The 18,123-nt window shown below is 48.5% G+C and carries 17 protein-coding genes and 1 tRNA gene; 7 read left to right on the forward strand and 11 right to left on the reverse strand.

All coding sequences use genetic code 11. From position 1 onward, the window contains the following. Nucleotides 1-117 precede the first annotated feature (117 nt). Nucleotides 118-1,386, forward strand: a complete 1,269-nt coding sequence (locus H7F15_RS08385; RefSeq protein ID WP_185196521.1) for a hypothetical protein — start codon at nucleotides 118-120, stop codon at nucleotides 1,384-1,386. Nucleotides 1,387-1,498: 112 nt separating this feature from the next. On the opposite strand, the gene H7F15_RS08390 is transcribed toward H7F15_RS08385, so the two are convergent. The 3 genes from H7F15_RS08390 to purL all read right to left on the reverse strand — a co-directional run bounded on the left by H7F15_RS08390 (nucleotide 1,499) and on the right by purL (nucleotide 4,754). Then, on the reverse strand, nucleotides 1,499-1,981 hold the full coding sequence (locus H7F15_RS08390) for a glutathione peroxidase (protein WP_185196522.1): 483 nt from the start codon (nucleotides 1,979-1,981) through the stop codon (nucleotides 1,499-1,501). A 376-nt stretch (nucleotides 1,982-2,357) separates the two neighbouring features. Continuing rightward, nucleotides 2,358-2,430: transfer RNA gene (locus H7F15_RS08395), tRNA-Gln, on the reverse strand. Nucleotides 2,431-2,537: 107 nt separating this feature from the next. Continuing rightward, entirely contained in the window at nucleotides 2,538-4,754 is a 2,217-nt protein-coding gene (gene purL / locus H7F15_RS08400; protein ID WP_185196523.1) for a phosphoribosylformylglycinamidine synthase subunit PurL, read from the reverse strand. 223 nt (nucleotides 4,755-4,977) lie between these two features. On the opposite strand from purL, the gene H7F15_RS08405 reads away from it, so the two are divergent. The 4 genes from H7F15_RS08405 (at nucleotide 4,978) to atpC (ending at nucleotide 7,820) form a co-directional block, all read left to right on the forward strand. Next, nucleotides 4,978-5,208 (forward strand): hypothetical protein, encoded by a 231-nt coding sequence (locus H7F15_RS08405; RefSeq protein WP_185196524.1) that lies wholly within the window; start codon nucleotides 4,978-4,980, stop codon nucleotides 5,206-5,208. Between the two features lie 81 nt (nucleotides 5,209-5,289). Then, complete coding sequence (locus H7F15_RS08410) at nucleotides 5,290-5,796, forward strand: hypothetical protein (protein WP_185196525.1); 507 nt, start codon at nucleotides 5,290-5,292, stop codon at nucleotides 5,794-5,796. Between the two features lie 198 nt (nucleotides 5,797-5,994). Further along, on the forward strand, nucleotides 5,995-7,500 hold the full coding sequence (gene atpD / locus H7F15_RS08415; protein ID WP_185196526.1) for a F0F1 ATP synthase subunit beta: 1,506 nt from the start codon (nucleotides 5,995-5,997) through the stop codon (nucleotides 7,498-7,500). A gap of 74 nt (nucleotides 7,501-7,574) precedes the next feature. Further along, complete coding sequence (gene atpC / locus H7F15_RS08420) at nucleotides 7,575-7,820, forward strand: ATP synthase F1 subunit epsilon (RefSeq protein ID WP_185196527.1); 246 nt, start codon at nucleotides 7,575-7,577, stop codon at nucleotides 7,818-7,820. 250 nt (nucleotides 7,821-8,070) lie between these two features. Here the strand turns inward: atpC and H7F15_RS19320 are convergent, their stop codons facing one another. From H7F15_RS19320 to H7F15_RS08435, 4 genes are all read right to left on the reverse strand, one after another. Beyond that, nucleotides 8,071-8,274 (reverse strand): rhodanese-like domain-containing protein, encoded by a 204-nt coding sequence (locus tag H7F15_RS19320; protein ID WP_255481149.1) that lies wholly within the window; start codon nucleotides 8,272-8,274, stop codon nucleotides 8,071-8,073. Then, nucleotides 8,271-8,450, reverse strand: a complete 180-nt coding sequence (locus tag H7F15_RS19325) for a hypothetical protein (protein ID WP_221627019.1) — start codon at nucleotides 8,448-8,450, stop codon at nucleotides 8,271-8,273. Before H7F15_RS19325 ends, H7F15_RS19320 begins: the two co-directional genes overlap by 4 nt. A gap of 107 nt (nucleotides 8,451-8,557) precedes the next feature. Next, on the reverse strand, nucleotides 8,558-9,604 hold the full coding sequence (locus H7F15_RS08430) for a ferredoxin--NADP reductase (protein WP_255481150.1): 1,047 nt from the start codon (nucleotides 9,602-9,604) through the stop codon (nucleotides 8,558-8,560). A gap of 108 nt (nucleotides 9,605-9,712) precedes the next feature. Further along, complete coding sequence (locus tag H7F15_RS08435) at nucleotides 9,713-11,215, reverse strand: potassium/proton antiporter (protein ID WP_185196529.1); 1,503 nt, start codon at nucleotides 11,213-11,215, stop codon at nucleotides 9,713-9,715. 156 nt (nucleotides 11,216-11,371) lie between these two features. Between H7F15_RS08435 and H7F15_RS08440 the strand changes: the two genes are divergently transcribed. After that, nucleotides 11,372-12,502 carry a PLP-dependent aspartate aminotransferase family protein gene (locus H7F15_RS08440; RefSeq protein WP_185196530.1) on the forward strand — a complete coding sequence of 377 codons (1,131 nt, stop codon included), beginning with the start codon at nucleotides 11,372-11,374 and terminating at the stop codon, nucleotides 12,500-12,502. Between the two features lie 7 nt (nucleotides 12,503-12,509). Here the strand turns inward: H7F15_RS08440 and H7F15_RS08445 are convergent, their stop codons facing one another. Continuing rightward, complete coding sequence (locus tag H7F15_RS08445) at nucleotides 12,510-13,646, reverse strand: DegT/DnrJ/EryC1/StrS aminotransferase family protein (RefSeq protein WP_185196531.1); 1,137 nt, start codon at nucleotides 13,644-13,646, stop codon at nucleotides 12,510-12,512. A gap of 299 nt (nucleotides 13,647-13,945) precedes the next feature. Between H7F15_RS08445 and ispE the strand changes: the two genes are divergently transcribed. Then, complete coding sequence (gene ispE / locus H7F15_RS08450; RefSeq protein ID WP_185196532.1) at nucleotides 13,946-14,752, forward strand: 4-(cytidine 5'-diphospho)-2-C-methyl-D-erythritol kinase; 807 nt, start codon at nucleotides 13,946-13,948, stop codon at nucleotides 14,750-14,752. Here ispE and H7F15_RS08455 read toward each other — a convergent pair. From H7F15_RS08455 to tgt, 3 genes are all read right to left on the reverse strand, one after another. Then, nucleotides 14,708-15,649, reverse strand: a complete 942-nt coding sequence (locus H7F15_RS08455) for a DMT family transporter (protein ID WP_185196533.1) — start codon at nucleotides 15,647-15,649, stop codon at nucleotides 14,708-14,710. The genes ispE and H7F15_RS08455 overlap by 45 nt on opposite strands. Further along, entirely contained in the window at nucleotides 15,649-16,725 is a 1,077-nt protein-coding gene (locus tag H7F15_RS08460; RefSeq protein ID WP_185196534.1) for an LptF/LptG family permease, read from the reverse strand. Before H7F15_RS08460 ends, H7F15_RS08455 begins: the two co-directional genes overlap by 1 nt. A 101-nt stretch (nucleotides 16,726-16,826) precedes the next feature. Further along, nucleotides 16,827-17,957, reverse strand: a complete 1,131-nt coding sequence (tgt, locus tag H7F15_RS08465; RefSeq protein ID WP_185196535.1) for a tRNA guanosine(34) transglycosylase Tgt — start codon at nucleotides 17,955-17,957, stop codon at nucleotides 16,827-16,829. Between the last annotated feature and the right edge of the window lie 166 nt (nucleotides 17,958-18,123).

The raw sequence follows: 18,123 nt of genomic DNA on the forward strand, positions 1-18,123 counted from the left end.
ATATAATCATCTATATATCTTACAAAATAAAATTGCAGCGGTACATAAAACAGCTATAGTTGCCCATCTGTAATCCATCACAACAACCTATAATTTTACTTTTAGCCAATTTTTTACATGAAACAGATTTACCTTTTGGCACTACTCCTTGTGTTTAGTGCGACTGCTTTTGCACAAAGCGCTTTTGTGCCAGGCTATTTTATTGATAACGCGGGCAACAGAGTAGAGTGCTTCATCAGGAACTACGACAAGCGTATAAACCCGTCTAACTTCGAATACAGGTTAACAGAGGATGGACAGACTGAAATAGCAACTATAAACGATGTGCAGGAATTTGAAATTTTAAATACGGTACATAAATACAAACGCTTCGAGGTAGAGATAGATCGGTCCAGCAACGATATTGAACACCTTACCAACTTCCGGGAGCCTTATTTTAACAAAGAAGCCCGTTTTCTGAGATTACTGGTAGAAGGCAAGGCCAGCTTGTATGGGTATTATGAGGCCGATGGTTTTGAAAGATTCTTTGCAGGCATGCCCGGGAAAAAGGTAGAGCAGCTTATTTATAAAAAGTATTTTGAAGCCGAAAACCTGCTTGGGGAGAACAAAATGTTTCAGAACCAACTTGCTATGATGCTGTCGTGCGAGGCCATTTCGGCAGACCGGCTGAACAAAACAAGCTACCAGGAGCGGGCACTTCTGAAACTGTTTATGGATTATAATGCCTGTATTAACTCCGAGGTAACCAACTATAGCGACCGGAGACAAAAAGGGGAGTTCAGGCTTACACCTAAAGTAGGAATTAACACTTCCAGCACCAAAATGACCTACTATTATAAGATCCTGACGGTATATTACGAAAGTGAGTTTAACAGCGGTACCGGCAGAACGCTATCTCCTCAGATAGCAGTAGAGGCTGAATATGTTTTCCCTTTCTACAATAAAAGCTGGTCTTTCTTTGTAGAGCCGGGTATACAATGGCATAAGCAGGATGTAGAAGGCGAATACAAGAGACATCAGAATATAAAGTCTGATGCCGGAACGATCAGTGTAAACTATACACACTTTTCTGTGCCATTCGGTTTTAAATACGCCCATACAACAGGCAGCGGAAACAGGATATTTGTGAAAGGCGCTATGAGTTTTAATTCTATCATAGACGATTCTGATGTTTACGAAGCAGAAGGTTTCAAATCATACCCGGATCTGACTGATCAGAGTTTTTTTCAGAAAGCCAGTTATGCTGCAGGCATAGGCTATGCTAACAAAAAAAGAATGAGCCTGGAGGTAATTTACCACATCGACAAAAAGGTAGTAGATGATGGCACCTGGGAGATTGAAATGGTTAAGTCTTTCTCAGTGCTGTTTGGTTACAGGATACTATAGTTTGCTTTTAATATAAGTCAGCCCCTATATTTCATCTGTAAGTATAGGGGCTGAATTTTTTATAACTATAGCCTGCCGCAAAACTAAATAGTAGAGCAGCAGGTGTTGTAAACTATAGCACAGTCTCCAGGTACTTTTCTATCTTCTCGGGTTTGGTGGTAGGCGAGAAGCGCTTTAATGGTTTTCCGTCCTTGCCAACCAGAAATTTCGTGAAGTTCCACTTTACGCGGCCGGTGCCTAACAAACCTTTCAGTTCGCTTTTCAGGTATTTAAAGACAGGGTGAGCATTGTCGCCGTTTACATCTACTTTGGCAAACATCGGGAACGTTACGCCATAGTTGATCACGCAGCCTTCCGCAATTGACTTTTCATCGCCGGGCTCCTGGTTGCCAAACTGGTTACACGGGAAACCAAGTACTACCAGGCCTTTATCCTGATACTTTTTGTACAGGTGTTCCAGCCCTTCAAACTGCGGTGTCAGCCCGCACTGCGACGCCGTATTTACAACCAGCACGGCCTTGCCCGCAAACTGGTCCATAGTCACTTCTTTGCCTTGTAGTGTTTTAGCTGATAAATTATAGAATGACTGACTCATGGTGATGTTGTTATTGTTGTTTTGTTTACGTGATGCCCAAGCTGCTGCGCAAAATACAGGCTGGCTATGCAGAGGTGCTTATAGTTTGCGCCGGGTAGGCTAATCTATAGTTTGTAAAACTTCCCGCCACTTGCCTGACTCCGCATACGCTTTTATCACATCGTTTCTGTGTAACAGCAAATTGGTCATGTATGTTTTCGGGAGAAAGAGACAAGTAGCTAAAATCAGTATTGGTTTGAACAGCGTGCTGAAAGCGACAGGAACTATAGTTTTGGGCAGATAGGGACCGTAGAATGCAGGCAGGCAAATTCAGGAGTAAACTATAGATCGGCCTTAAAACAAAAAAGCCCTCAGCGTTTGCTAAGGGCTTTTTAAGTTGTCCGACCAGGTTTCGAACCTGGACTCTTCTGAACCAAAATCAGACGTGTTGCCAGTTACACCATCGGACAAGCTACCTACTTGATTTCAGAGTGGAAGCCCCTTTGTCGTTCAGTGATGCAAAGATAGAGAGACGATTTTAAACTGCAAACTTTTAGTTCAAAAAAAATCAAAAAAGTTAGTCTAAAATCTGCTCCAGCGCAGTGTCATAGTGTTTTTTGGCCACTGTAATGCCACCAAAAAGTTCGCCATCCACGTGGCAGTCGTGCGCTGTTACAGTACCTAATTTCGTGAAATTCACGCCGTTATTTTTAACAGCACTTTCAAATGCGGCCTGCTTTTCCGGCGAAACAGAAACAACTACGCGGCTCTGTGCTTCGCCAAATAAAAATGCGTCTTTTCTGAAATTTTTATCTGTCTCCACATCAAAACCCAGTTCTTTTGGCATGGCCGACTCCAGCAGGGCGATGTATAAACCACCGTCCGCCACATCGTGTGCTGAGTTGATGAGCTTGTTTGCGATCACTTCTCTGGTGGCAGCCTGTACCTTCAGCTCTTCGTCCATGTTAAAGTGTGGAGCAGGAGAGAGCTTCACGTTGTGGTAAGAGTACAGGTACTCCGAAGAGGCAATGTCGTTCTGCGCATCGCCGATCATATAAATAAGATCACCGGCGTTCTGGAAAGCCAGCGTCATTTTATTGTTCTTGTCTTCCAGTATACCCAGCATGCCTATAGTTGGCGTCGGGAAAACCGGGCCCTCGTCGGATGACTGGTTGTAGAAACTTACGTTACCGCCTGTTACCGGTGTGCCAAATGCCGTACACGCTTTGCCCATACCTTTAATAGCACCCACAAAATGCCAGTATACTTCCGGCACATACGGGTTACCAAAGTTCAGGCAGTTGGTAATAGCTACCGGCTCGGCACCCGAGCAAACGATGTTTCGGGCAGCTTCGGCTACGGCTATGGCGGTTCCTTCTTCCGGGTCGGCGTACACGTAGCGGCTGTTGCAGTCTACCACTACAGCTATCGATTTGTCGGTACCTTTAACCTTAACTATAGCTGCATCGGCAGGGGCGTTGGTTGTAGTAGTGGCTGTGCCCACCATAGAGTCGTACTGGCGGTAAACCCAGCGCTTGGAGGCAATATTCGGGTGTGTGGTCAGGAATTCGGCCACAGCCTGCAGGTCTTCCGGTTCTTCAACCTGGTCTATGTTAAATTTCTTGGTTTCGGCAAAGTAGGCTGGCTCGCGGTACTCGCGGTGGTAAACCGGCGCGCCGCCACCTAATACCAGGTCGTTGGCAGGTACTTCTGCTGCCAGTTCGCCGTTCATGTAGTAGCGCAGCATGCCGCCTTCGGTTACAACGCCAATTTGCTCGCAATACAGGTCCCACTTGTCGCAGATGTCCTTTATGGTTTGCTCGTAGCCTTTCTTCATAACTATAAGCATGCGCTCCTGGCTTTCGGATAGCAATATCTCAAAAGGAACCATATTGGCCTGGCGGGTTGGCACCTTATCCAGCCAGATATCCATGCCATGCTCACCCTTGGCGCTCATTTCAGAAGTAGAGCAGGTAATGCCGGCGGCACCCATGTCCTGCATACCAATCACGTGTCCGGATTTAATGATCTCCAGGGTAGCTTCCAACAGAAGTTTTTCCTGGAACGGATCACCTACCTGAACAGATGGAAGGTCTTTGGCAGAATCTTCGTTAATGTCTTTAGATGCGAAAGCAGCACCGTGGATACCGTCTTTACCGGTGGCCGAACCAACTATAAATACCGGGTTTCCTACGCCGTAAGAGGTTGCCGAAGCCGTTTCGCCAACTTTAACGATACCTGCCGAGAACGCATTTACCAGCGGGTTGATGTTGTAGCAATCGTCAAAGAAGAGCTCGCCACCTACGGTAGGTATACCAAAGGCATTGCCATAGTGGCTGATACCTTTTACCACACCGCGCAGCAGGCCTTTTGTTTTCTCGGAGTGCGGGTTACCGAAACGCAGCGAGTTGAGCTGCGCAATCGGGCGGGCACCCATCGTAAAGATATCTCTGTTAATACCACCTACACCGGTTGCGGCGCCCTGGTAAGGCTCTATGGCAGATGGGTGGTTATGCGATTCGATCTTGAAGCTGCAGGCATATCCGTCGCCAATGTCTACCAGGCCGGCATTCTCTTCGCCAGCTTTAGCCAGCATGCGGGGCGAGTCTTTTGGCAGCGTTTTTAGCCAGACAATTGAGTTTTTGTAAGAGCAGTGCTCCGACCACATGACGGAGAAGATACTTAACTCGGTGAAGTTGGGCGTGCGGCCCAGTATCTGTTTGATCTTTTCAAATTCTTCCTCCAGAAGGCCAAGCTTCTGAGCAGTTTCGACTGTTGTCAGTTGATTTTCCACGTTTTGTCTGGGTTGATGTAACGGATTAGCAAAAGTAGGAACTTAAACATTAAGAGCACAGCAAAAAGAATGAATTTGCGGATAACACCGGTTACAGCACTCCAATTACAGCAAAGCAGGCGGCCCGGCCGGGATGTTGCCGGAAAAAATCCGGAATTATTCGTTTCGGGTGTCACCAACTGCTAACAGTTTCGTAAAGAAGAAACCCTTATCCCTTAACCTTATGCCGACAACAACTTCAAACCAGGAAATGATCACGACTACCTGTGGCCGCCAGCTTGACCTACGTATGACGGAACTGGTAATTGAGCGGTCCAATAGTTTGTTCAGTTACAACATACACAAGCTAAAAACCGGCGAGTATGTAATTGCTGAAAAGTTTTATGCCAACCCGTTCAACAACAGGTATATCCTGCTGAACGATGAGCAGATAGAGCTACTGAAAAATTTGTAGCAGGAGTTGGCTTGCTATTGATAGTTGTTCTGAGAAGCGTTAACTTTAATAAAAGATATACCTATAGTTATAACTATCTCTATGAACACAGGTTATGTATTGCCTTTCCTGTTGCTGGCAGCCGCAGGATTCAGCCTGGCACCTGCTCCGCAGAAGCCACCGGTAACCATTCACACCTCAGGCACTTACATAGTGCAGCTGCAGGATACCACCACGCAGGCCACTGAAAAAAAGAAAAAGAAGCGGAAAGTATCCGGCAAAGCAGACGTTAAAACATCCAAGGTGCTGATGAAGCGCAATGTGAAAAGCGCTTCTTTGGTGAAAAAACATGGTGAAGGCAATATAATTGAGGTAATTGTAACAGACTCGGGAATGCCCCTGCACAACCTGCAGGACCTGCAGATGACCGGCAGCAGCGGCTCTACCATGTCGCTGAGCAATTTCCAGAGTTTCGAGAACGTAACCCTGCCTTTTGAAGGAATCTTTAAATTCAGATCAGTAAATACGATGGGTTCTGTGGTGTATGACCGCGAAGTGCGGTTTACCGTAACCGAGCCCGGCCGCTGGGTGCTGCGCATTGATGTGTAACACCATGTAAACCTATAAATAACGGGAACAGCCCTGCCAAAACAACCGCCTGGCAGGGCTGTTTTTATTTAACCTCTGTTGGTTGGCGCTGAGTAAGTTAAAAGTTTTTGAGGTGTTACATGGATTTAATAGATTTATACATTAGTTTTGCACCCTGAAATAACTCCGTTACAACAGTTAATCAATATAAAAAGTCAAATGGCAAATATTGGCAGAATTACCCAGGTTATCGGTCCGGTGGTGGACGTTAGCTTTGCGGGTGAAAACTCTAAGCTACCAAATATTTTGGATGCCCTTCAAGTGACGAAAGACAACGGCCAGGTAATTATCCTGGAGTGTCAGCAGCACCTTGGCGAAGACCGCGTACGTACCATTGCGATGGACTCTACCGAAGGTCTTACCCGTGGTGTGGAAGTGCTTGACCTGGGTACTCCTATCAAAATGCCGACAGGCGAAGGCATCAAGGGCCGTCTTTTCAACGTAATCGGCGAGGCCATTGACGGTATTTCGCAGCCTGTAAGCGATGGCGGTCTGCCAATCCACAGAGCCGCTCCGCGTTTCGAAGATCTGGCTACTTCTTCTGAAGTGCTTTATACTGGTATCAAAGTAATCGACCTGTTAGAGCCTTATGTAAAAGGTGGTAAAATTGGTTTGTTCGGTGGTGCCGGTGTGGGTAAAACAGTATTGATCATGGAGCTGATCAACAACATCGCGAAAGCATATGCAGGTCTTTCTGTATTTGCCGGTGTTGGTGAGCGTACCCGTGAAGGTAATGACCTACTGCGCGAGATGATCGAATCTGGCGTTATTAAATATGGTGATGAGTTCAAGCACTCGATGGAAGAAGGTGGTTGGGACCTTACTAAAGTTGACATGGACGAACTGGCGAAGTCGCAGGCTACGCTGGTGTTCGGTCAGATGAACGAGCCGCCAGGGGCACGTGCACGTGTGGCACTTGCTGGTCTTACAGTAGCGGAAAACTTCCGTGATGGTGATGGCTCAGGCGCTGGTCGTGATATCCTTTTCTTCATCGACAACATCTTCCGCTTTACGCAGGCAGGTTCTGAGGTATCGGCTCTTCTTGGTCGTATGCCATCAGCGGTAGGTTACCAGCCAACGCTGGCAACTGAAATGGGTGCCATGCAGGAGCGTATCACGTCAACCAAGCGTGGTTCCATTACATCGGTGCAGGCGGTTTACGTACCTGCGGATGACTTGACTGACCCTGCTCCGGCGACAACTTTCGCTCACCTGGATGCAACTACAGTACTTTCCCGTAAAATTGCTGAGCTTGGTATCTACCCAGCGGTAGACCCTCTTGACTCAACTTCTCGCATCCTGTCTGCTGACGTTCTGGGCGATGAGCACTACAACACAGCACAGCGCGTTAAGGAGATTCTGCAGCGTTACAAAGAACTTCAGGACATCATCGCCATCCTTGGTATGGACGAACTGTCTGACGAAGATAAACTGGTTGTACACAGAGCACGCCGTGTGCAGCGCTTCCTGTCTCAGCCGTTCCACGTAGCAGAGCAGTTTACAGGCCTTAAAGGTGTACTGGTTGATATCAAAGACACCATCAAAGGCTTTAACGAGATCATGGACGGTAAGTATGACCACCTGCCAGAGGCTGCCTTCAACCTTGTAGGTACTATTGAAGATGCAGTAGCGAAAGGTGAGAAAATGCTTGCTGAAGCAAAATAAATTCAAGAAACAGTTAGCAGTGATCAGTAAGTAAAATCTGGTCACTGTTAATTGTTAACTGATAACTGAACAAGATGTATTTAGAGATAATCACACCAGATAAAAAGGTTTTTGCCGGTGAGGTAGATGCAGCTCAGTTTCCGGGAGCCAATGGTTCTTTCGAAGTGCTGGACTCGCACGCTCCTCTTATCAGCACCATGGAAAGAGGCAGAATCCGGGTAACTACCAAAAAAGGACAGGAGTTCTTTACCGTGGATGGCGGTGTGGTAGAAGTACTGAACAACAAGATCATTGTACTTGCCGAATCTGTGATCGAGTAACAAGATCCTATTTACAAAATAGCAAAACGCCTCCTGCACTGATCTGCAGGAGGCGTTTTTATTTATACGGATTGCTATAGTTACAGCTGTTCCGAATGCGGGATTATAGGGCTATAAGGCAGCTACTGAACTATAGTTGGAGATACTTTCCTATAGTTTATAGTTGCGCAAATTCAACCCCTGTGCCCAAGCTATAGTTGCTCTGGAGTCGGGCAAAGCTATAGTTATAGTTACAGGTAGTGGGCTATAGTTATTCGGTCACCGGGTAGCCTGCTTCTTTCCAGCCTTTAAAGCCGCCATCGAGGTGCGCTACGTTGTTGTAACCCATCTGCTTCAGTGTGTTTGTGGCCAGGGCAGAGCGGCCGCCGGAAGCGCAGTGCAGGATCAGTCGTTTGTTCTTGTCAAATTCGGGTTTGTGGTAAGGTAGCGTATTGTCTGCGTAAAACTCCATCATGCCCCGCGGTGCATGCACAGATCCGGGTATTTGCCATTTTGCTGTAGTTCTTCGCTCTCCCGGATGTCTATCAGTGTAGCATTTCCATTTTTAAGCTCCTGTTGTACCTGTTCCGGTGTCAGGTTTTCGATGTTCTGTTTAGCTTCTTTAACTAAATCGGTTGCTGATTTTGCCATAGTTTTAGGTTTAGTGGTGCTGTAGGAATCCTGTAAAACCTTAAACGAAACTGGCAATTAAAAGTAAAGGCCCGGGGACTTGCCAGCTATAGTTGCGCAGCTATAGTTTATAGTATCTCCAATTCCGCATCGCCGCCAACCGGGTAGCCAACACAGGTAAGCACAAGGCCCTGTTTCAGGTCGCGTTCCGTCAGCACTTCGTTATACGACATCCACACTTCGCCTTTCAGTACGCGGGCTACGCAGCTGCCGCACTTACCGGCATCGCAACTATAGGGCAATGTGATACCAGCCTGCCTGGCACTCTGCAGAATAGTGAGCGGGAATTTGGTTTCAACAGCGTGCTGCCTGCCATTTACCTTTAACAATACCTGGTGGGCATCGATATCGGGTGGGACAATTTTCGGCGACGGCGTTTTATCAACATGAAAGATCTCTCTTCGGATATTATCAGCGGGGATGCCGTGTTGCCGCAGCGCAAAAGATGTTAGCCGCATATAGTTTAGCGGGCCGCAGAGGTAAAAGAGCAGCTGGTGGTAAGGTGCTATGGCCAGTTGGTCTACATAGGATTGGAGCAGTTCCTTATGCAGGCGCGCCCGGCCCAGGTCTGGCGAGTTGCTGAAAATGAACTCGATGTGTAAGCGCTCCGGAAAGTCAGCGGCCAGTTGCTGAAGCGGCTGCAGGAACATGGTTTGCTCCGGTGATCTGTTGCTGTAGAGCACCACCACATGCAGGTGCGGGAAAGCGTGCAGTGCAGTTTTGAGCAGCGAGAAGATAGGTGTAATGCCACTTCCGGCAGCCAGAAAAAAGATCTGCTTATAGTTCAGGATATCAGCTGGCAAAGTAAACAGGCCGCCGGCGCCGGTGGTTTGCAGCGTATCGCCCGGCCGGGCATGGTCTACCAGCTGCCGCGAATAAAAACCATTCTCTATCCGTTTTACGCCAATGGCAAGCGGCTCCGGCAACACCGGCGAAGAAGTAATAGAGTAGGAGCGCCTGATTTCGCCATGGGGACCGTGATGCAGTAAGGTAAGATGTTGCCCTGCCTTGTAAGGCACCATTTCATGAAACGTGAATACTTTTACACCCGCTACTTCCTCGTATACGTCACGGATAGTGAGTGTCTGGTAATTGGTTTCCGGTGTATCTGGCATAGGCATACTCCGCATACGCAAATCAACTATAGCTTGCTTTATTCAGTGCACAGAAGATAACAGACTATCGTCCGGAACCATAAAAAACTATAGTTCCGGACGATAGCGTTAGGAGTTGTTCGTTTTCAGGCCAAGGTTCTTCATGGTCTGCATCAGCGCTTCGTGGTCGTCGGTAATGATCAGCAGCTTATCGTCCAGGGCGAGCTCTGTTTTACCGCCCGGTACAAAATACTTGCCGTTACGTTTCACCATTACTGCCAGTGTCTTTTCGGGCAGGGGCAGGTTCATCAGTTTATTACCCGACTGCAGCGCATGTTCTGTTATATTCAGCTCCGTCATCACAGATTTTATCTCATCCGAGAATTCCACGTCAAAGTCTTCAGGCTTTTTGAGTGAATCAGGTTGCTCGCTCAGGCCGAGCCAGACAGCCATTTTAGAGAGCGAAGTTCCCTGCACCACCAGCGATACCAGGGTACAGAAGAAAACGATATTAAAGATAAGCCGCGCATGAGGCACATCGGCAGCGAGTGGCAGAATAGCAAAAATGATCGGAACAGCACCCCGGAGGCCTACCCACGAAACAAAGGTCCTGTCCTTAAAGGTCATGCTCTTGAAAGGCAGTGTACACAGGAAAACACTGATAGGGCGTGTTATAAAGATCATCAGGAAACTGATGATAAGGCCCGGAACAATGATAGGAACAAGCTCTCTCGGGTTAACCAGCAAACCAAGCGTCAGGAACATCAGGAGCTGGCTCATCCAGGCCATGCCATCGAAAAAGTTAAGCGATGAGCGCTTGTGTACAAACTTGGAGTTACCGATAACCAGACCGCCAATGTACACGGCCAGGTAACCGTTGCCCTGGATAAAATATGTGGCCGAAAAAATAAAGATACAGAACGTGAAAACCAGGATAGGATAAAGCGAACTGTTATCGATTTGAACCCGGTTAATGATCTTGACAGCCAGTTTGCCCAGTGCGTAACCAGCTACCGCCCCGATAACGAGCTGCATTACCAACATACCGGCAGCGGCCAGGTAGTTGGGTTCCGATTCCATTTTCACGATCTCGATCAGTGTAATGGTCAGGATGTAGGCCATGGGGTCGTTACTGCCGCTTTCCAGCTCCAGCATGGGTCGGAGGTTGTGTTTGAGGTGCAGGCCTTTGGAACGAAGAATAGAGAATACCGAAGCCGAGTCGGTGGAAGACATGGTAGAAGCCAGTAGCAGCGCCGTTGCCAGCCCTATTCCTGCAGATTCCATGGTTAGCCCCAGCACCCACCAACTTAGCAGGCCTGTCAGCAGGGCAGTGAGGAGTACGCCTATAGTTGCCAGCACCACACCCGGCCCGATCACCGGTCTTATCTCGGATAGTTTGGTATCCATACCGCCCGAAAACAGGATAATGCACAGGGCCACCGTACCAATGATCTGGGCTAACTGTATATTTTCGAATTCAAGGCCAAGGCCGTCGCTGCCACTCAGCATACCCACCGACAGGAATAACAGCAAGGCAGGGACCCCGAACTTGTAACCGGCTTTACCGGCTAAAATGCTTAAGAAAAAAAGAATGGCAATACTGAGGAGAACTAATTCTGTGCTTATAACCATACGCGTTGATCTGAACGATAGAAGAAATAATAAAGGAAGCAGCTGCGTGCTTTTATGAAACCAGAACCTTAAAAAAGTAATAAGGTTTCGAAAGAGTATACGTACATTGCAATATACGAAATTGTGCTTAGTTTTAGCGCCGTTAATTCCCGTTTTATGCCTCAAATCACACCAAAATCTACCCCGATCTACCAGACTTCTGTTTTTACGTTTGATGACCTGAACGAACTGGAACTATATTTTGAACAGCCGGGGCAACGCTACATGTACAGCCGCTACGCTAACCCCAACTCGGATGAGCTGGCCAGCGAAGTGCACAAACTGGAAGGCGGTGCCGGCGCTATAGTTACTTCATCGGGAATGTCGGCTATACTGGCAGCTATTCTGGCTGTTTGCAAAGCCGGTGACCATGTGCTGTGTGCCGAAGAAATTTACGGGGGCTCGTCGGCGCTGCTGACGCAGGAGCTGAGCCGTATCGGGATAAGTGTTACGTATGTGCCTTCCGCGGATACCTATAGTTTCGATGCGCTGGTGCAGCCCAATACGCGCCTGTTTCTGGCCGAAACCATGAGCAACCCGCTACTGCTGGTCTTCGATCTGAAACGCCTCTCGGAACAGACCGCAAAACATAAGATCAAACTTGTAATCGATAATACCTTTGCCACGCCTGTACTTACCAAACCGCTCAGCCTGGGTGCCGATATTGTGATCCATAGTGTGACCAAATACCTCTCGGGGCACAGCGATGTGACGGCGGGTGTGGTGATATGTAATACCAAAGAAGACCTGCAGCGCGTGCAGAAAGTAATGCTGACCTATGGCCTGAACCTGAGCCCGTTTGAGAGCTGGCTGGCTGCCCGCGGCCTTAAAACACTTCGCCTGCGCATGAAACAGCATTGCAGCAATGCCCAAACGATAGCTGAATTCCTGGCTTCACACGAAAAGGTAGCACAGGTGTGGTACCCAGGGCTGGCGGCGTACCCGCAACACAAACTGGCTTATGAGCAGGGCAACGGGATGTTTGGCGGCATGATGAGCTTCCGGATAAAAGACGATGCCGAGGCTGTGAACAGGTTTATGCGCGGGCTGGAGCACATTCCGTTTGCGCCGTCGCTGGCTGGTGTGAGTACCTCTGTTTCTTACCCATTGGGTACCTCTCACCGCTCGCTCAGCAAAGAGCAACAGCAGAAAATAGGCATTACCGCAGGCGTTATCCGCTTGTCCGTAGGGATTGAAGAGCCGGAAGAACTGCTGGTGGACCTGGAGCGTGGGTTAAGTAAACTATAGCTATAGTTTATTCCAGCTCCTGTTTCAGGGTTCTTACTACTTTGTCCAGGTCTTCATCGGTTAAGCTGCTGGTGCTGGGCAGGCACAGGCCGCGCTCAAACAAACGGTCGCTGGTGCCGTTGCCGTAGTAACTATAGCCTGAAAATAAAGGTTGCTGGTGCATGGGTTTCCACACCTGGCGGCTCTCTATGTTTTCATGCTCCAGGGCCTGGCGCATCCTTTCCGGCGACACGCCTTCCGGTAAAAGCAAGGTGCTGAGCCAGCGGTTGGTAAAGCAAGTTTTAGGCTCCGGCAGAAACTCAATTCCTTCTATTTCCTGCAACTGGCTCTGGTAGTAACTATAGATCTCGCGGCGCTGTTTTACTCTTTTCTCTAGTACTTCCAGCTGCCCGCGGCCGATGCCGGCGCTTACGTTGCTCAGCATATAGTTGTAGCCCAGCTGCGAGTGAAGGTAATACGGTGCCGGTTCTTTGGCCTGGTTAGCCAGAAACTCTGCCTGCTTTGCCAGTTCTTCATCGGCCGTTATCAACGCCCCGCCCCCGGACGTGGTGACGATCTTGTTGCCGTTAAAAGAGAAAACCCCAACCTTGCCAAAGGTACCTACCTGATGACCACTATAGCGCGAGCCAAGGGCTTCGGCAGCATCTTCCAGCACAGGTATCTCGTAGCGGTTTGCCACTTCCATAATCTCCTTCAGCTTTGCCGGCATGCCGTACAGGTGCACCAGCAAGATGCAGGCTGGCTTTTTACCGCGGGCTATAGTTCCCTTTATCGCTTCTTCCAGCAATACGGGATCCATGTTCCAGGTCTCGGGCTCGCTGTCCACAAAAACAGGGGTGGCGCCAACATATAGTATCGGGTTAGCCGATGCCACAAAGGTAAATGTGGAGCAGATCACTTCGTCGCCGGGCTGTACGCCAAGTACCCGTAAGGCTAAATGCAGGGCCGCTGTGCCGGAGCTTAGGGCTACCGCATGCTGGGCATTGGTGTGCTGGCAGATGTCGTGCTCAAACCCGGGTACATTGGGGCCTTTGGTGCTCACCCAGTTATCTTCCAGCGCCTTCTGCACATAATTGCGTTCGTGCCCGCCCATGTGCGGCACCGATAAGAATATTCGTCCCGGTCTGTAGAGTATTTGCTTCATGTGGGAAGATAGAGGGTTTAGGCTATACAAATAAGCAAAAGTTTTTGAAGAACATACAGCAGGTTATAGTTGGAAAAGCATAAGAAACCAGCAGATAACCAAATTCTGGGCTTTACCGGCATAGCTTTTCAGGAAGTTTATAGTTGCAATATGTGTGCAGCTCATCAGTACGTATATCGTTTTCAGTATGTTTACTTGAGGCGCGGTGTTTAATGGGCAGGGCGCAACTATAAAACTATACCGAACAACTACCGATAAAGCCCGTTATTTGCTTACTTGCAGCAACTATCCTTATACCAATGCTTGATTTCCCGAACGCAAAAATAAATTTAGGCTTACAGATCATCGAGAAAAGGCCGGATGGCTTTCATAACCTGGCGTCGTGCTTTTACCCGGTGCAGTGGTGCGATGCGCTGGAAATTTTGCCTGCTACAGAGAATAATTTTACAATGAGTGGCCTGCCAGTGCCCGGCAACCCCGAAACCAACCTGTGCCTGAAAGCCTATCAGTTGCTGCATAAAGAGCACAACCTGCCACCGGTGCACATGCACCTGCACAAGGTAATTCCGATGGGGGCAGGGCTGGGAGGAGGCTCTTCTGATGCTGCTTTTGTGTTGCGCACCCTCAACAAACTTTTCGACCTGAACTTACCCGTAGAAGCCCTGCAAAACTACGCCCGCCAGCTGGGCAGCGACTGTGCCTTTTTTGTAGAGAACAAACCGGTAATAGCCATAGAACGCGGCGATGTTTTCATCCCGGCAACTATAGATTTAAGCGGCTATAGTTGTGTGATTGTTTACCCGGGCATCCACATCACCACCGCCGAAGCCTACGGCGGCGTTACCCCCGAAAAGCCGGACAGCTCCATCGAGATGATCCTGCAACAGGACATGAAACTATGGCGCGAGCTGTTGGTAAATGATTTTGAAAAGTCGCTGTTCCCGAAATACCCCGAACTGGCCAACCTGAAGGCAAACCTGTACGAAGCAGGCGCTTTGTACGCCTCCATGACAGGTTCCGGCTCGGCGGTTTACGGTATCTTTAAAGGCGATGCCCCGGAATTAATCTTTCCGAAGCACTACCTCATCTGGAAAGGCCTGCTTTAGCTTGTTGCGGCGCTCGGCAAACGAGTTTATCACCGGGTAAATAAAAACGCTGATCAGGATAATGGCCGCACCAATATAGAATTCCGATGACAGCTGGCTGCTCTCATTAAATATAAAGATGGCCATAATGATGCCGTACACAGGCTCCAGGTTCACGGTCAGGTTCATGGTGTAGGCCGAGATACGTTGCATGAGGCGGACACCGGCGGTATAGGCATACACGGTACAGGCCAGGATCAGCACGGCCATGTATACCACATCCATCGGCACCATGTTAAAGTTCAGCTGGCCGCTCTCCACAAAGTACAAGGTGTATATCGGAAAGAACAGCACCGTAGCTAAAAAGGCCCCGCCCATTTCGTAGCAGGTAATGGTGGTAGAGGGTATCTTTTTTACCAGAGCTGCATTGATAATAGTAAAAATGGAAGCCAGGAACGCCGATCCGATAGCCATCGTTAACCCCAGCATGCTGCTGAAATCAGTTTCGTTGCGGAAGATGATGTACAGGCCAAGAATGATCAGCAGCGCCAGGAAAACCTCGTATGGCTTTATCTTTTTCTTTGTAAAGAACGGTTCCAGGAAAGAGGTCCACAGGCTACACGTTGCCATCCCGATCAGGCAGATAGAAACAGACGCTACGCGCGCCGCGGCAAAGAACAGGATCCAGTGAGCCGCTATCAGTACACCAACACCCAGCAGTTTCAGCGCCGTGGCACGTCCCATCCAGAAAACCGCTTTGGTCTTATAAATGATGACGCCCAGTGCCAGTGCTGCAAAAAATGTTCTGATCGCAACCAGCTCAACAGCCGGAATGGTAATGAGTTTGCCAAGTATGGCCGTAAAGCCCCACAGCAGAATTACAAAGTGGAGTTCTAAAAAATCTTTTAAGCGTGGCATTAGCGCGGAATATAACGATAAAGTAAAAAGCCGATACCGCTGAAAACTATAGTTGGTATCCAGGCGGCAATTTGTGGCGGAATATCACCTACCTGTGCCAGGCTTCGGCTGGTGATCACGAAAATAATAAACACGAAGGCCAGGAAGAACCCCAGCGCGATCTGTACACCCACACCGCCACGGGCTTTGCGGGCACTCACAATTACCCCGATCACAGTAAGGATGATAATGGCAAACGGGTAACTGAAGCGCTCGTACTTCTCTACCAGGTAAAGCTCAATATCATCGGCACCGCGCTGTCTTTTTTCATCGATCAGGCTGTTGAGTTCGGGCAAGGTTAGTGTCTGCTCCAGTTTGTAGGTGCTTTCAAAATCCTTGGGCAACATGTTCAGGGTTGTGTCCAGGTCCTGGCCTTTTAGGATGGTCTCTTTCTCGCCGTCAAAAGTGCGCAGGGTATAAAAGTCCATATGCCATTTGCCGGCGCTTTCGTCCCAGGTTACGCTGTTCGAGGTGATCTTGCTTTTAAGGGTAGTACCTTCTATTTCTTCCAGGGCAAAGTTGTAGCCGATGTGGGCGTTGTTGTTATAGCTCTCCATAAACACATAAGCGTTGGGGGCTATTTTGATATGGATATTGCGGCTGTCGTAGGTATAAGGGCTTTTTACATACTTTACCTGGAAGGCCACACTCTTTTTGTTTGCATTCGGGATAACCCAGCCGATCAGGCCGAAGATTACAGCACCGATAAGTGTAGCGCCAACAACATAAGGCACCAACAGCCTTCTGAAGCTGATACCACTGCTCAGCATAGCCACAATTTCGGTGTGTGACGCCAGTTTTGCTGTAACAAAAACGGTGGCAATGAACACCGTAATCGGGCTGAGCATGTTGGCATAGAACGGGATCAGGTTGATGTAGTAATCAAAAATGATCTCCGACACGGCCACATTGTTCTGGATGAAGTCATCGTTCTTTTCGGTAAAGTCGATCACCAGGATAATGGCCACCAGGATCAGCACCGCAAACACAAATGTGCTCAGGAACTTCTTCAGTATATACCAGTCGAGTATTTTCACGCTTCGCTTAATTATGAATTAAAAATTAGAAATTAAAAATGGCAAAGTGCTCAGAGTACAATCCAAAAAATAATTTCTAATTCATAATTTCTAATTTCTAATTATAATCTGGTCATTAATTTTTTCACCATCACGTCTTTCCAGTCGCGGAAGGTGCCGTTTAGTATTTGCTGGCGTGCCTGTTTTACTAACCACAAATAGAAAGTAAGGTTATGCACGCTGGCAATCTGGCCGGCCAGGTATTCGGTGCTGTGGATCAGGTGGCGCAGATAAGCCTTGGTGTAAAACGTACTTACATAGCCACCCAGTTCCGCATCAATCGGGCTGAAGTCATCGGCCCATTTCTTATTCCGGATGTTGATGACTCCTTGTGTCGTAAAAAGCATGCCATTACGGGCATTACGGGTTGGCAGTACGCAGTCAAACATATCTACGCCCAGCGCAATGTTCTCTAAAATATTGGCCGGCGTACCCACGCCCATCAGGTAACGTGGCTTGTCCTTTGGCAGTATGTCGCACACTACTTCGGTCATTTCGTACATCATCTCGGCCGGCTCACCCACCGATAAACCGCCTATGGCATTTCCTTCGCGTCCAAAGCTGGCTATAGTCTCCGCAGACTTTATGCGCAGGTCTTTATAAGTACTGCCCTGAACTATAGGGAACAGCGTTTGCGAGTAGCCATACTTTGGTTCGGTGCTGTCAAACCTGTCCACGCAGCGTTGCAGCCAGCGGTGCGTGCGCTCCATCGAGTTTTTGGCATAACTATAGTCGCAAGGGTAGGGGGTGCATTCATCAAAGGCCATAATAATGTCGGCGCCAATGGTGCGCTGCGTATCCATTACGTTCTCCGGTGTAAAATCAAGCGACGAGCCATCGATGTGCGATTTAAACTTTACGCCTTCTTCTTTTATCTTGCGCGTACCGGCCAGCGAGAAAACCTGGTAACCGCCACTGTCAGTAAGTATAGGTCTGTCCCAGCCATTGAATTTATGCAGGCCGCCTGCTTTTTCCAGTACATCCAGGCCGGGGCGCAGGTACAGGTGGTAGGTGTTCCCCAGTATGATCTCCGCCTTAATATCTTCTTTCAGCTCGCGCTGGTGCACGGCTTTTACGCTGCCAGCAGTGCCCACCGGCATAAAAATAGGCGTTTCGATGGCGCCATGGTCGGTTTGCACCACGCCGGCGCGTGCTTTGGATTGGGTATCGGTAGCGAGTAAGGTAAACTGCATATAGTAGTTAAAAGCCCGTTTTAAGCGGACAACTGCCGGAGGTTTCAGCTCCTCATCAGCAGTTATTTATAGTTTATAGAAATAAGCGGCAAAGATACGAACAAGTGCAGTACAAACCTTAAACATTTTTAATTAGCCACAGCATTCGGAAATGCCCGTAGAATAG

It is taken from the genome of Pontibacter sp. Tf4, assembly GCF_014212495.1.
Lineage (GTDB): Bacteria > Bacteroidota > Bacteroidia > Cytophagales > Hymenobacteraceae > Pontibacter.

Excerpts from the sequence above, each read along its gene's own strand:
- ispE (WP_185196532.1), top strand. The coding sequence starts at position 13,946 with ATGCTTGATTTCCCGAACGCAAAAATAAATTTAGGCTTACAGATCATC.
- H7F15_RS19320 (WP_255481149.1), bottom strand. The coding sequence starts at position 8,274 with ATGATGGAGTTTTACGCAGACAATACGCTACCTTACCACAAACCCGAA.
- tgt (WP_185196535.1), bottom strand. The coding sequence starts at position 17,957 with ATGCAGTTTACCTTACTCGCTACCGATACCCAATCCAAAGCACGCGCC.
- H7F15_RS08445 (WP_185196531.1), bottom strand. The coding sequence starts at position 13,646 with ATGAAGCAAATACTCTACAGACCGGGACGAATATTCTTATCGGTGCCG.
- atpC (WP_185196527.1), top strand. The coding sequence starts at position 7,575 with ATGTATTTAGAGATAATCACACCAGATAAAAAGGTTTTTGCCGGTGAG.
- H7F15_RS08430 (WP_255481150.1), bottom strand. The coding sequence starts at position 9,604 with ATGCCAGATACACCGGAAACCAATTACCAGACACTCACTATCCGTGAC.
- H7F15_RS08440 (WP_185196530.1), top strand. The coding sequence starts at position 11,372 with ATGCCTCAAATCACACCAAAATCTACCCCGATCTACCAGACTTCTGTT.
- H7F15_RS08385 (WP_185196521.1), top strand. The coding sequence starts at position 118 with ATGAAACAGATTTACCTTTTGGCACTACTCCTTGTGTTTAGTGCGACT.
- H7F15_RS08455 (WP_185196533.1), bottom strand. The coding sequence starts at position 15,649 with ATGCCACGCTTAAAAGATTTTTTAGAACTCCACTTTGTAATTCTGCTG.
- H7F15_RS08390 (WP_185196522.1), bottom strand. The coding sequence starts at position 1,981 with ATGAGTCAGTCATTCTATAATTTATCAGCTAAAACACTACAAGGCAAA.
- H7F15_RS08435 (WP_185196529.1), bottom strand. The coding sequence starts at position 11,215 with ATGGTTATAAGCACAGAATTAGTTCTCCTCAGTATTGCCATTCTTTTT.
- H7F15_RS08405 (WP_185196524.1), top strand. The coding sequence starts at position 4,978 with ATGCCGACAACAACTTCAAACCAGGAAATGATCACGACTACCTGTGGC.
- atpD (WP_185196526.1), top strand. The coding sequence starts at position 5,995 with ATGGCAAATATTGGCAGAATTACCCAGGTTATCGGTCCGGTGGTGGAC.
- H7F15_RS19325 (WP_221627019.1), bottom strand. The coding sequence starts at position 8,450 with ATGGCAAAATCAGCAACCGATTTAGTTAAAGAAGCTAAACAGAACATC.
- H7F15_RS08410 (WP_185196525.1), top strand. The coding sequence starts at position 5,290 with ATGAACACAGGTTATGTATTGCCTTTCCTGTTGCTGGCAGCCGCAGGA.